A 13757-nucleotide genomic window follows, 5' to 3' on the forward strand; every position below is an offset into this window, starting at 1 on the left:
ATTGATATGCGTTTCCAAATTACCGATTTACTCAAAGTTTCCGTGCTCTCTGCCGGCATATTTCTATTTGTGGTCGATCTCTTCGTTATTAATGTATCTTTACCAACCATGCAGAAATCGCTGCAACTCAGTACCAGCGATACTCAGTGGATCATTATTCTTTATGTCATTGGATATGCCAGTCTGCTCATCAGTTCCGGGAATGCGGGTAATTATTATGGCAGAAAAAAGATGTACCTCATCGGCATGCTGGGATTCACGATTTCGTCATTTATATGTGGCTTTTCTAATCATATCATTATTTTACTGCTTGGCCGATTTTTACAGGGCGTAAGTTCTGGTATTATGGTCCCACAGGGAATTGCGTTGGTTACTTCACTCTTTAAACAAAAAGAAAAACGCACTCTAGCACTTGGTATTTATGGAAGTATAGCTGGTATAGCATCCGTACTCGGGCAATTGTTAGGCGGTATCCTGCCCGATCAGTCCTGGATGAGTGACAGTTGGAGGTTGATTTTTTTAGTAAATATCCCTGTAGGCATATTGGCCCAATTGTTAGTTTATATCATTATTCCTTCTTTTAAACCTGATGTTAAAGCAAAAGTCAGTTACACGCCCATCATCCAACTGTTTGTTTTATTGATTGGATTAATCTGTCCCCTTATTCTGGGGCCTGAGTTACACTGGCCTGTATGGACCATAGTGCTACTTATTGTCTCAATCTTTCTCTTAGTTACATTTCTGCAGCAACAAAAAAAACGAGAACAGTATGGACTTTCATCTCTTATCAATTTCTCATTATTCAAAAACAAAACCTTCAATATAGGTCTAGGGGCCGCATTTAGCTATTATATGGTACAGGATGCTTATTTCATTATCAATTCTAACTATTTGCAAGTTAACAAAAACTTTACACCTACCATGACGGGTATCGCATTTGTATATCAAGGCATCGGATACGTCCTAGCGAGTATTATTGTAAGCAAACATGTTCAAAAAAATGGAAAATCAGTTATTTTATTTGGATTAGCAATCATGGTTGTAGGTTTAATAGCGCATTTGTATATTTATAATCAACCTACAATAACCATCCATCAGATCCATATCTTATTTTTCTTTTACGGCTTAGGTTGCGGTACTGTACTACCTTCACTTATGACAATGGCATTGAAGGATATCAAGACTGATTTAATCGGTACTGCATCCGGCATTTACCTCACCATTCAGCAGGTTTCTATCTGTATGGGTATTGCATTAGTAGTGGGTATTTACTTTCACAATCAAAATACAATACTTTTAGATATAGAAAACGTAAGTCATGCTTACAGCATAGCAACTCTCACTTCGATTACCTTATTAACATTTGTGATTTTTTTTATCTCGCTCTTACCATACAGAAAACAAAAATAATGAAGGGAAAAAAACTTCGATCACTAATCTGCTTAAAATAAGACTTCGTAATTTACAATTTTTTATTTATTTTAAACATTTAAACCATTTTGAAGCAAAAGTAATTATGAAAAAATCACTCAATCTAGCACTAGCTTTACTATTAGGGTTCTCTGCCAATGCCCAACACAAACTTGATAAAATATGGGAAACAGATAGCATTATCAATCTACCTGAGTCTGTGCTACCCGATACGGAATCCGGAATTTTATATGTGTCAATCATGGGAAACAGTGCTGATGAAAAAGATGGAATCGGCGGTATCGGCAAATTGGACATGAATGGAAAAGTGATGGACCTAGAGTGGATTAGCGGACTTCATGCACCAAAAGGTTTAGCTAAGCACGGTAATACACTTTATGCTGCAGATATAACTGATGTTGTAGTTATCGACATACCTTCTAGTAAAATACTTCGTAAAATTCCAATTTCCGAATCCGTATTTTTAAACGATATTACTGTAAGTGACAAAGGTGTAGTTTATGTTTCAGATACACGAACAAAAAAAATTCATCAGATCATCAATAATAAACCAAGTATTTATCTTGAAAATATTAATGGAGTCAATGGATTAAAGGCGATTGGTAAAGATCTTTATATCGCCGGTGGTGATAAACAATTACTTAAAGCTAATGAAAAGAAAGAAATCACAGCTTTAGCAGAACTACCTTGTGGAGGAGATGGTATTGAGCCAGTCGGCAATGGAGATTTCGTATATTCCTGTTGGGGTGGCTACATTTATTATGTATATGCTAATGGCAAATCAGAATTACTTTTAGATAGCACAACAGAAAAGAAAAATACAGCAGATATCGGTTATGATCCTATCAAGAAGATCGTTTATGTACCTACGTTTTTCAAAAAGAGCGTTGCTGCTTATCAACTAAAATAACATATTTTATTACACCTTTTTTAATAATACTATAGTTGTTTGCAACTACTTTAAACAACTATAGTTTGTTTTTTTTGATCAATAAAATAATTTTGCCTAGATAAAGTATATGAAAAATACATCTGATAAAGGATCTATCGTCGATTTAAGTGCTTTATAAAAAAATACGCTATAAGTGTACAAGCTGCACTAGACATGTTAAGTTTTAAAATTTATAACGATGACTTCGTGACTTTTCTCTGTCCAGTTTCGTTAAGAAAAAACGTTAAGATAATAGCTAGTATTATACCCCCTATCCAGAATAATCCTGTCGATTGAAAATGAGATGATTTGTTTATTCCTAAAGACAGCGTTTGTCCGAAAAACTTACTAAATATAGGATTTAATAGCGTAGTTACACCAAAAGTTATAAAGTTCATCGCTCCCGTAGCGCTACCTTTAACCTCATCTGGGTTAGACTCTTTAATAACTGAATAAGGAATCATTGCAGCTCCTGAAGCAACACCAAATATAAAATTAGTAGTATATACAGATATCAGATCTGGAAGAAAAAGAATCTGGCCAATTGCTAAAATCATAACCATAGCACCAACTAAAAGAACTGGCTTGCGCGCACCAATTTTATCCGTTATATAACCCAATAGCGGGCAACCTAGTACCCATCCCATAGGAATCATGGCACTTGCAATTGTTGCAGCATGAAAACTAAAATCTTTATCCTCCTGAAAAAAAGCCACACCCCAGGTCATGGCAAATATCGTTGTAGGAGCAAACAATAACCCTGATATCAAACCACATAACCAGGACTGAGGATTAGAAAAAACAACCTTATAGGGCCATAAAATACCTTTTGAATCTATGGTTTTCACAGGTGCATTTTTATCTTCATTTTTCGGTATAATAAGTAACAGGCCGAAAGCCACTACGATAGTGATCAAACCAACTCCTAACCAAAAATCGCTCGTTTGTAGTCCTTTTTCAACCCACGGTCCAACAACAAACTGTCCAGCAGAGCCTGCAAGCATACCTACACATTGTGTAAATCCTATGGCAGTAGCTAGCGACTTCGCAGAAAATCCTTTTGAAGCAAGGTACACACATCCCGGAAAGGCAAATGCACAGCCAGCGCCTTGTAATAACCTGCCGGCATTACCCGCAAAAGAACTGGAGAGTACAAAAAGCAGGCAACCAAGACATAAAATCAATGTACCTGTAAACAAAGAATATTTAGCTCCAAATTTATCAAGAGCAAGACCCGCCAATAAACTAACGATAGAATAGGTGTAATAGTAGGTGCCTATAATACTAATAAGATTAACCGATGTTACGTTAAATTGTTCAGCCAATTGGGGTAACATGACTGCAGGAGATGAACGGATAACATAATCTAAAAAATAAAATAAAAGTCCAAATATCCATGCAATAACATATAATCTGGTTGATGATACTTTTTTTAGTCCCATATTACTTCTTTTATCTATATAAAGATAAGAAATTTTAAACCACCGAATTCTCCTAATTATATTAAATAATTAATCATGTTTAATCAATAATGAAATTTGTTTTTCTAAATGCTTATTTTGCTGATTAGCCTGTTCCATGGTCAAGCCAGAGGGAATGCCAGGTCTTTTATGCTTAGTATAGCGCAGCAAGGCTAGTTTCATTAGTTCTTGTTTCTTAAGAACAGCCTCATACAACTTGGGTAAATAAGTATGCTTAGCAAGGTACTCATCCCACTTGATCACTTGCGGAAATGTAGGATTAAGATAGGAAATAATTGACCTGGCCATCAACCAGTGTCCCTCCTGCTCTGGATGTATACCATCCGGAACCAGCTTATACGTGGGATCAATCCGTCTTCTGGATTCTAAGTATTTTTTCATGGGAAAATGAAGATCTATAACTTCCCAATTTTTATTCTTCCGCTGTTCTAATAGCCAAGTTGAATATCGATCCAATACTTGATTATATCCGTCAAGACCAAGATCTGGATCATCATGAACGGGCGGTGTAATCAATATAATCCGTTTTACACCACTTTTAAGCGCCTCCGTATATAATTTTTCTATACCGTCCTGATAAGCTTTGAAACGCACACTGTCAAAAGGGAGATAAATGCCGTCATTCATTCCGTAACATGCAAAAACAACATCAGGTTTGATCTTCTGCAATATATTTTCCAACCGATCGAATAAACATGGTCTTGCAAATTCACCGTTCGCATGATTGTCCTCACTAAGCCCAGAAACAGTCTCACTTGGAAGCCCAAGGTTAATTATTGCAGTACCTTTTATAAAATGACTACTTAGAAGAACACTTTCTATCATCGCGACATATCGACCATCATAAGTTATGCTATTTCCAAGAAATAAAATCTTTTCGGCTCGATTCAAATGCAACAGAGAATTAGATTTTTGTTGCGCAACTAAAATCGAACAAAAAAAACTAACAATTATTAAAAGAGAATAATTTTTCATAAGTGGTATATTTATCAGGGAACTTTGTAAGTTAAAAATTTTTGCTATTTTCAAATTAAAATTATGATGTTTAAACAATTTAAAGAATATGATCTGATAATTCTATGTCCAGAGACTAAATATAATATATTGGCTGGTAATTAATAGATTATTTTTGATTAAAATCCTCCAATTTTTGAAGTTTAAAAACAATATTAATCACCATTTAGTACTTTTAAAAAGTTTGATGGAATTAACCAAATGAGCTTTTGCTCTTAAAAATTTCCTCGGTTTAGACCAGGACTTAAAACAGAAAAATTTAATGTTGATTTTGCGATTGTCAAATCGCATATTTAACTTACTATTATGAACAAGGAAATTCAGGATTATATTATTACCTACTATCTCGATCTGATGTCGCCCGAAGAGAAGCTTGCATATAAACATGCTCATTCCACGCTAAAACTAGATGGCAGTGAAAATTTAGAGAAAATGCAACGAATATACCTGAAGACCGGATGGCTTACAAAGGATCAAACCGTATTGAGTCTTCTTAACAATGGTTTAGAAAAATTCAATGAAAATACGGCAACCCGCATATTGCGAGACCACCACCTGGATATCGTTTTCAATTATTGTCCAAAATGCCACAAGCTAGCCCGGACACCAACAGCAAAGCAATGCCGTTTTTGTTTTCACGACTGGCATAAAGAAAATAACAATATAACTAACTGTGATTTATAACTAAACAAGTAGATTAAGATGCTTTGCAAAAAAGCACCGCTACATTTGAAGCATTCTTGAAACAACATGAAATCCCAATATTTCAGATATCTCCACTGAGACTAATAATTAATTTCCAGCTATTTTTATAAAAGGATATATGCATTATTAAATTTTAATGCAATTAAAGAAGATGAAATATTACTTATAGCAATTCTAAAAATAAGTTCTATTTAAATAGTATCTGTAAACAAGAGAGCTAAAACAGAAAACAAAGATGAATCTAAAAGTGGCTTTGTTTTCATTTTGTTCAACTATCTTTGCTTTGCATTATTATTTTAACATGAAATTACTAAAAGACCGAATCTTAAAGGATGGTAAAAGCTTTGAAGGCGGAATATTAAAAGTTGATAGTTTTATAAACCATCAGATGGACCCTATTCTTATGAAATCTATAGGTGTAGAGTTTGTCCGTCGCTTTGGGCATCTACCAATTAATAAAATTATAACGATTGAAGCAAGTGGCATTGCTCCTGCAATAATGCTTGGATATTTATTAGAACTTCCCGTGGTATTTGTCAAAAAAGCTGTTCCGAAAACAATGAATAATATGTTAACGGCCTCAGTTTATTCTTACACCAAAGATAAAACATATGATATATGTGTAAGTACTGACTTCTTAACTAAAACTGACCAGGTAGTTTTTATCGACGATTTTTTAGCCAACGGAAATGCTTCTATTGGAGTTTATGAACTGGTAAAGAAAGCTGGAGCCACCATGCTGGGTATGGGATTTATTATTGAAAAATCTTTTCAAAAGGGAAATGAGCGCCTACAAGAATTAAATATTCAAATAGAATCTCTCGCACGTATTAAAACATTAGGTGATAATCTTATCGAGTTTGAAGACTAAAAATTACCTCATTCTAATTTAATCTTCTTGCATAACGCTATAGCATCCGGCTATGGGGATCAACATTCATCATTAATACTAAGAGGCTTTAGTTTTAACACTATAGCCTCATTTTTAAACTTGTGAAAATCATTTTAGTCCTTCTTCTCATGAAGCGGAAATCCACTACATCTTTGTTTTAAACAATCAAAAGTATTTCTAGTCATACTTAATATTAAAATCCTAAATTGTTTATATGATACTTTCAAAGCTTATCATATGTATACTTTTATTCAATATTTTACATTTCTGTAAATCAATATCAAAATAAATTTTACAAACAGGTTTTGATATCTACTAATTCTAGTCTATCAATAATTTACAAATAAATACGTCTTTTTAAATGAAACAAAATCCCCTTCAAAATTGTTGATAAGAAGTAAACTCCTATAATCTGCATTTTTATTAAATGGCTTATATGATGATGATTACAGATGGCTAAAGAGCGATTTATGCTGAAAGATAAGAGATCTGTATAATAATTATGAAGTAATTTGTCATGAAATCAGGTTATAATAGATCGTAACCAGTAATTAAACGATATGAATATGATAGAAAAAACAAAAATTGGTATCTGGATGGACCATTCATTTGCCAACTTGATGGATTATTCAATAAATCCTATGCAGACTAAAACTATTGAATGCAACTTTACCCACGAGGATAAGGAAGAGGCACTAAAACGTAGTGAAAGTGTCATGCATAATAAAAAACAGAATGAGCTATCCGAATATTATAAAGAAATAGCTAAAATAATCAAACAGTATGATGAAGTACTCATTTTTGGTCCAACTGATGCAAAAATTGAGCTATACAATACGATTAAAGATGATCTAGCATATGCTAAAATTAAAATCGGAATAAAACCTGCTGATAAAATGACCGAAAATCAGCAATACGCTTTTGTTCGAACATATTTCACCACTAATTAATATTAAACGGATTCTTAAAACATCTGAGGGGAGACAAAACTTGATCAGCACTGAACTCCCCCTCTTGTATGATGTCTAAAAGGTAAATAAAATCAATATCAGTTCCTTTCATCGTCCTTAAAAAACTTTCACCTATTCACTAAACACTCCAAAATTTATGATATTCCTGTTTTATAGCTAAATATATATGAAGAAAAATGCTGATGTTATTATTATTGGTGGTGGCCTTGCAGGTTTAACAGCTGCATTACATTTAACAAAAAAAGGATTAAATGTCACATTAATTGAAAAATATAGTTATCCTCGTCATAAAGTCTGCGGGGAATATCTTTCAAAAGAAATATTACCTTATTTGAATTGGTTGAACTCAGACATTTTACAAGTATATCCAACAAATATTAACACACTTATATTTACACATCAAAATGGTAAAACTGCAAAAGCAGACTTACCTTTGGGAGGCCTTGGCATCAGTAGGTATTCGCTGGATAATTCTCTATATCTACAAGCATTAAAAATGGGATGTACCGTTATTAAAGCTACAGTAACAAAGGTAACATTTAATGAAAATGCATTCACAGTGATGACCGAAAATCAGATCTTGATAGCAGAAATCGTATTGGGAGCATTCGGAAAACGATCGAACGTGGATCAGGTACTAAAACGTAATTTTATGAATAAAACTGCCCCGTGGCTAGCCGTAAAAGGACATTATTCCGGAGAATTTCCTGATGATGTAGTAGCACTACATAACTTTAAGGGTGGTTATTGTGGTATTACAAAAGTTGAAGACAATACTATAAATATGTGCTACCTGGCTGATTTAAAATCATTAAAAAACACAAGAATATTACAGAATTTGAACAAAATGTTCTTTACAAGAATAAACACATCAAATACTTTTTTGAAAATAGCACATTACTTTTTGATAAACCACTTACAATAAGTCAAATATCATTTGATAAAAAACCGATCATCGAAAACCATATATTAATGATCGGTGATACTGCCGGCCTTATCCATCCCCTCTGTGGCAATGGCATGGCCATGGCTATGCACAGTGCTAAAATTTCGTCAGAGCTAATCGTCGACTATTACACAGGTAAAATCGTATCCCGAAAATTATTAGAAAAAAAATTCACACAACAATGGAAACAAAATTTCGAAAAGAGACTCTTAATCGGAAACCTGTTATCGAAAGCACTTCAACATCAAACCATCACAACAGTGTTGATCAGGATCGCAACGATGTTCCCTTCTCTTCTTCCTTTGATAATAAAGCAAACACACGGTAAAGCAATAACAATCAAATGAGAATAAATACCGATAATAGGACAGAAAAAAACGAATTAATGGATGATTTTTCACTCCAAGGTGAAGAATTACGAGAAGCTCTAGATAAAATTGCACGCATCAATCAATTTCTTGGAGGCAATAGTATTACACTTAATGGCGTAAAGCAATTGTTAACACACGTTGATCGATCTAAACATATCACTGTTGCAGATATAGGTTGCGGTAACGGTGATATGTTACGTATGTTAGCCGAATACGGTATTAAGAACAATATTAACTTTAAAATGATCGGTATAGATGCAAATGAATATACGGTCAACTATGCTCGAAAATTATCAACAAGCTACGCTAATATTGACTATGTATGCACTGATATATTTGAAGAAAATTTCAAGACATTAAAATACGATATTGCACTTTGCACCTTAACTATTCATCATTTTACTAATGAAAAAATAATAGATTTAATCACTATCTTTAGTCATAATGCCTCTGTAGGAATAGTTATAAACGATTTACAGCGCAGCAAATTGGCTTATAGACTTTACCAAATGGTATGTTTTGTTTTTAGATTAAACAGGATGTTGCAAGAAGATGGATGTACATCAATATTGAGAGGATTTAAAAGAAATGAGCTGCAAAGTTTTGCAAGAAAACTAAATTTAAAGAATTATACCATCCAATGGAAATGGGCCTTTCGTTACCAATGGATTATACCTAAAATATGAATGTAAAGATCGTAACTGTTGCAAAACAACTACCGAAATATTCAAGCGATACAGTTGAAATACTTCCTATACTAGATACTTGGCTTTATGGACAAGAAACACGTTTTATAAAAAAAGTAAAAAAAATATTTGAAGGTGCGGCAGTAAATACACGGTATTCAATTATGGATCCTATTGAAGTATTCACAGCAACTTCTTTTGAAGATAAAAATAACATTTATAGCCGTGAAGTTATTATCCTTGGTGAACAAGTGCTTGAGAAAGCACTTAAAAAAGCGGGATGGGATCCAAGCACCTTAGACTATATTATTACTGTAAGTTGCACCGGTATTATAATCCCTTCTTTAGATGCGTATCTTATAAATAAACTGAAACTACGACAGGATATCGTCAGATTGCCAGTTACAGAGATGGGCTGTGTAGCAGGAGTATCGGGTTTGTTATATGCCAAAAACTTCCTCAAAGGCAATCCTAACAAACGAGCCGCAGTAATAGCGATTGAAGCTCCGACTGCTACATTTCAACTGGATGATTTTTCAATGTCAAATATTGTAAGCGCGGCTATTTTTGGTGATGGGGCAGCTTGTTGTCTACTTTCTTCTTATGAAGAAGATTATGGTCCCAACATACTTGATGAACAGATGTATCACTTCTTTAATACGGAGCATATTATGGGATTTAAACTGACCAATAGTGGTTTGAAAATGATACTTGGCACTGAAGTTCCGGATACCATAGCACAACATTTTGGTGATATTATACATCCATTCTTAAAGAAAAATAATTTAGAAGTCAGAGACATAGACCATATGATATTTCATCCCGGAGGAAAAAAAATCGTAATGACGGTCGAAAAACTATTTTCAGAGTGGGGTAAAAATATTGATCACACAAAAGAAATATTATTGCAATATGGCAATATGTCAAGTGCAACTGTTCTTTATGTCCTAGAGCGCGTCATGGATAAAAATCCCATACAGGGAGAATTAGGGTTGATGTTAAGTTTTGGTCCAGGATTTTCTGCCCAAGGGCTTTTATTAAAATGGTAATGTACAATGAACGTAAAAGATATTATAGCAAAATTACCCTATAGTAAACCATTTTTATTCGTCGATGAGTTGCTTCATATTGATGAAAATGGAAGTATGGGTACATATACCTTCGATGAAAATCTAGATTTCTATAAGGGACATTTTAAAGAAAAACCGGTTACTCCTGGAGTGATTTTAACAGAAACTATGGCGCAGATAGGTCTTGTTTGTCTCGGCATTTACCTTCTTAATAATGAGCTAAAAAATACTTCAATTGCATTTACATCTGTCGAAATGCAGTTTTTAAAACCTGTATATCCAAATGAAAAAGTTACTGTAATTTCTCAAAAAATATATTTTAGATTCGGCAAACTCAAGTGTAACATCAGTATGAAAAACGAAGCCGAACAGATTGTTAGTCAAGGTATATTTTCAGGAATGTTAACCACTGAGCTATGAATCGAGTTGTAATAACGGGATTAGGGGTCGTTGCTCCAAATGGAGTTGGCGTACCTGCTTTTACCGATGCTATTAAAAATGGTATATCTGGAATACGCCAGGATGAACAATTACAGCAATTGCAGTTTTCTTGTCAGATAGCAGGAAAACCCCAAATTACAGATGAAATAAAGTCAGCGTATTTTACCGATCTTGAACTTAGAGGTTTTAACAGTAGCGGAATACTATATGGCGTCATTGCAGGTGTTGAAGCCTGGAAAAATGCTGGACTTCCGATAGAAAATAATAATGAGCCTGATTGGGACAGTGGAACTATATTTGGATCAGGAACATCAGGCATTGATAAATTGCGCGAAAGTATCTATAAAATTGATGATTTACAGACGCGTAAACTTGGTAGCAGTGTTGTTGCTCAAACTATGAATAGTGGTATAAGTGCATATCTGGGCGGAAAATTAGGACTAGGAAATCAGGTAACCACGAATTCTTCGGCATGCGCAACAGGGACCGAAGCAATAATAATGGCCTATGACCGTATAAGATCAGGAAAGGCAAAACGCATATTAGCCGGCAGCACTTCAGATAGCGGCCCCTACATTTGGGCTGGATTTGATGCTTTAAGAGTTTGCAGTTCTAAATATAATGAAGATCCTGAAGCAGGCTCCCGTCCTATGAGTGCAACAGCAGCAGGATTTGTACCTGCATCCGGTGCAGGAGCACTAATTATTGAGGACTTGGAAAGTGCGCTAAAACGAGGGGCAAATATTTACGCAGAAATTCTAGGTGGTAGTGTAAACTGTGGGGGACAGCGGGGAAATGGTACGATGACTGCTCCAAATAGCAAAGCTGTTCAAAGATGCATTATTGATGCTCTCAAAAACGCAGCTATTTCAGCAAATGATATTGACGCAATCAATGGTCATCTTACAGCAACTGCTAAAGATAGTATTGAAATAGAGAACTGGACAAAGGCATTGGGCAGAAGTCATATTGATTTTCCCTACGTCAATTCATTAAAGAGCTTGATAGGACATTGCCTCAGTGCTGCAGGAAGCATTGAAAGTGTAGCTACAGTGCTGCAACTTCATCATGGGTTTTTATTTGGAAATACAAATTGCGATGATCTACATCCAGAAATAGCAACTCATATTGATGCCTCAAAAATACCGACAAAATCTTTTAACATTAATTTAAATGTAATAGCCAAAGCTAGCTTTGGATTTGGTGATGTGAATGCTTGTGTAATATTTAAAAAATTTGAAATTTAATCTTATGAATAAAGAAATGTTGATAGGTAAGTTAAAGGAAATTATAAAACCTTATACCACGAATTTAGAAGAATACGAAAACCTAAATGAAGACACCGATTTTATTAATGATCTTAACATCAATTCTGCAAATCTGGTAGATATTGTACTCGATATTGAACAAATATTTGATGTTGTCATCGATAATGCTGATATGGAACGTATGTTAAACGTGAGAACAGCCGTCGAAATTATAGAAATCAAATTAGCGCAGAAGTGATTGGTAATGATATCATAGATATACAGAAATCCCGTCAAGAAAGTAATTGGAAACGACATGGGTTTCTGGAAAAACTATTTACAGAAGAAGAACAGTGCTTTATAGCCAATAGTTCTGATCCAGAAATTATAGTATGGCTGATGTGGAGCATGAAAGAAGCTGCGTACAAAATCCTAAATAGACAGACAAAAAAAAGAGAATTCATTCCTAAGAAACTGATTTGTAAAATATTATCACAAACCTGTTTTAGTGCAACTGGTCAAGTATTTTATATCGGAAATATCTATCATACAAGAACTTTTTTAGCTGATGATTTTATCCATACTATTGCTGTTAATGACTTAGAAGATCTAGATCTCGTAGTGGAAATAGACAAAAAAGAAATGCTAAAAGATATAAATGGAATACCTTGGTTATGTATTACAAACTCAAATCAATATAAAGCAGCTTCAAATAGCAACCATGGTCGCTTTGAAAAGACAGTGACAATTAAAAGTAAATAATTCTAAATCAGGATCAGTTTAATTGCGAAAGTTGCTGAAACCATTTTTAGAAAAGGAAAAACTTTAATGATAATTAAATATGCTCACGAATATATTAGTATCCCTTTTTGAAAGAGATCTGAAAAAATTAATAACTGAAATAGAACTTTATGAAAATGAATCCAATATTTGGCGGATTGAGAAAAAGATCTTGAATTCAGCGGGAAATTTAACCCTCCATTTAATTGGTAACTTAAACACTTATATAGGTAAAGAGATCGGGAAAACTAACTATGTAAGAAATAGAGATCTTGAATTTTTAGAAAAAAATGTTCCGAGAAAAGATCTAATTACGAAAATAGAAGATACAATTGAAACCATTAGACTTGCACTAAGCCAAATAGCAGATGAAGAATTAGATAGCGAATATCCCATTTTAGTGTTTTCAAAAAAAACTTCAACAGAGTTTTTTTTAATTCACCTGACAACCCATCTCGCTTATCATCTCGGACAAATAAATTATCATAGACGTTTAATCGAAAGCTAAAAAAATTAAATAAGTTGAATTTCAATATCAAAATCCCAAATAAAAATTAGCAATTTAATAACAGAAAGACCAAAAATAAAAATCCGGCTAACTGTTGCTGATTATTTTCCTGCAAGGTTAAGTTGGATACTTTTAGTCACAATAAGTTTGATTCTAATGACTTGTAAAATTTTGGGAGAGGCAGATGAATATGACAACTTGATTAATATTATCAAATTAGGGTAAGTTTAGAATATTAAAAAAAGCCATTCTTAAAAAGAATGGCTTTACTATTTATGTAAAT

At 33.8% G+C, this 13757-nt stretch carries 16 protein-coding genes; 14 read left to right on the forward strand and 2 right to left on the reverse strand.

Annotation, left to right across the window (positions count from 1 at the left end; genetic code table 11):
• Positions 1-6: 6 nt before the first annotated feature.
• Both JAZ75_RS20590 and JAZ75_RS20595 read left to right on the forward strand, forming a co-directional pair.
• A complete protein-coding gene (locus JAZ75_RS20590; RefSeq protein ID WP_208698086.1) occupies positions 7-1410 on the forward strand; it encodes an MFS transporter in 1404 nt (467 codons plus the stop codon).
• A gap of 106 nt (positions 1411-1516) precedes the next feature.
• Positions 1517-2341 carry a YncE family protein gene (locus JAZ75_RS20595; protein WP_132768351.1) on the forward strand — a complete coding sequence of 275 codons (825 nt, stop codon included), beginning with the start codon at positions 1517-1519 and terminating at the stop codon, positions 2339-2341.
• 212 nt (positions 2342-2553) lie between these two features.
• Here the strand turns inward: JAZ75_RS20595 and JAZ75_RS20600 are convergent, their stop codons facing one another.
• Together JAZ75_RS20600 and JAZ75_RS20605 are read right to left on the reverse strand one after the other, a co-directional pair.
• A complete protein-coding gene (locus JAZ75_RS20600; RefSeq protein WP_208698088.1) occupies positions 2554-3804 on the reverse strand; it encodes an MFS transporter in 1251 nt (416 codons plus the stop codon).
• Positions 3805-3873: 69 nt separating this feature from the next.
• Positions 3874-4818, reverse strand: coding sequence for an SGNH/GDSL hydrolase family protein (locus JAZ75_RS20605; protein ID WP_208698090.1), 945 nt, complete (start codon positions 4816-4818; stop codon positions 3874-3876).
• Positions 4819-5163: 345 nt separating this feature from the next.
• Between JAZ75_RS20605 and JAZ75_RS20610 the strand changes: the two genes are divergently transcribed.
• The 12 genes from JAZ75_RS20610 (at position 5164) to JAZ75_RS20660 (ending at position 13474) form a co-directional block, all read left to right on the forward strand.
• The gene (locus JAZ75_RS20610; protein WP_208698092.1) at positions 5164-5541 is read left to right on the forward strand and encodes a hypothetical protein; all 378 of its coding nucleotides are present in this window, start codon (positions 5164-5166) and stop codon (positions 5539-5541) included.
• A 256-nt stretch (positions 5542-5797) separates the two neighbouring features.
• Positions 5798-6433, forward strand: a complete 636-nt coding sequence (xpt, locus tag JAZ75_RS20615; RefSeq protein WP_232789282.1) for a xanthine phosphoribosyltransferase — start codon at positions 5798-5800, stop codon at positions 6431-6433.
• Between the two features lie 587 nt (positions 6434-7020).
• Complete coding sequence (locus tag JAZ75_RS20620) at positions 7021-7404, forward strand: hypothetical protein (RefSeq protein WP_208698094.1); 384 nt, start codon at positions 7021-7023, stop codon at positions 7402-7404.
• Between the two features lie 187 nt (positions 7405-7591).
• Positions 7592-8350: an NAD(P)/FAD-dependent oxidoreductase gene (locus JAZ75_RS20625; RefSeq protein WP_232789283.1), complete on the forward strand. Its 759-nt coding sequence runs from the start codon at positions 7592-7594 to the stop codon at positions 8348-8350.
• 47 nt (positions 8351-8397) lie between these two features.
• Entirely contained in the window at positions 8398-8718 is a 321-nt protein-coding gene (locus tag JAZ75_RS26045) for an NAD(P)/FAD-dependent oxidoreductase (RefSeq protein WP_232789284.1), read from the forward strand.
• Positions 8715-9428, forward strand: coding sequence for a methyltransferase domain-containing protein (locus JAZ75_RS20630; RefSeq protein WP_208698096.1), 714 nt, complete (start codon positions 8715-8717; stop codon positions 9426-9428). Before JAZ75_RS26045 ends, JAZ75_RS20630 begins: the two co-directional genes overlap by 4 nt.
• The gene (locus JAZ75_RS20635) at positions 9425-10477 is read left to right on the forward strand and encodes a type III polyketide synthase (RefSeq protein WP_208698105.1); all 1053 of its coding nucleotides are present in this window, start codon (positions 9425-9427) and stop codon (positions 10475-10477) included. Before JAZ75_RS20630 ends, JAZ75_RS20635 begins: the two co-directional genes overlap by 4 nt.
• Positions 10478-10483: 6 nt before the next feature.
• Positions 10484-10918, forward strand: a complete 435-nt coding sequence (locus JAZ75_RS20640; protein WP_168126650.1) for a 3-hydroxyacyl-ACP dehydratase FabZ family protein — start codon at positions 10484-10486, stop codon at positions 10916-10918.
• Positions 10915-12186, forward strand: coding sequence for a beta-ketoacyl-[acyl-carrier-protein] synthase family protein (locus JAZ75_RS20645; RefSeq protein ID WP_208698107.1), 1272 nt, complete (start codon positions 10915-10917; stop codon positions 12184-12186). Before JAZ75_RS20640 ends, JAZ75_RS20645 begins: the two co-directional genes overlap by 4 nt.
• A gap of 4 nt (positions 12187-12190) precedes the next feature.
• On the forward strand, positions 12191-12445 hold the full coding sequence (locus JAZ75_RS20650; protein ID WP_208698109.1) for an acyl carrier protein: 255 nt from the start codon (positions 12191-12193) through the stop codon (positions 12443-12445).
• Complete coding sequence (locus JAZ75_RS20655; protein ID WP_021188341.1) at positions 12442-12948, forward strand: 4'-phosphopantetheinyl transferase superfamily protein; 507 nt, start codon at positions 12442-12444, stop codon at positions 12946-12948. The genes JAZ75_RS20650 and JAZ75_RS20655 overlap by 4 nt, the downstream gene beginning before the upstream one ends.
• Positions 12949-13027: 79 nt before the next feature.
• Positions 13028-13474, forward strand: coding sequence for a DUF1572 family protein (locus tag JAZ75_RS20660; RefSeq protein ID WP_208698111.1), 447 nt, complete (start codon positions 13028-13030; stop codon positions 13472-13474).
• The last annotated feature ends 283 nt before the right edge of the window (positions 13475-13757 follow it).

This window comes from Sphingobacterium sp. UDSM-2020 (genome assembly GCF_016132525.1).
GTDB lineage: Bacteria > Bacteroidota > Bacteroidia > Sphingobacteriales > Sphingobacteriaceae > Sphingobacterium > Sphingobacterium anhuiense.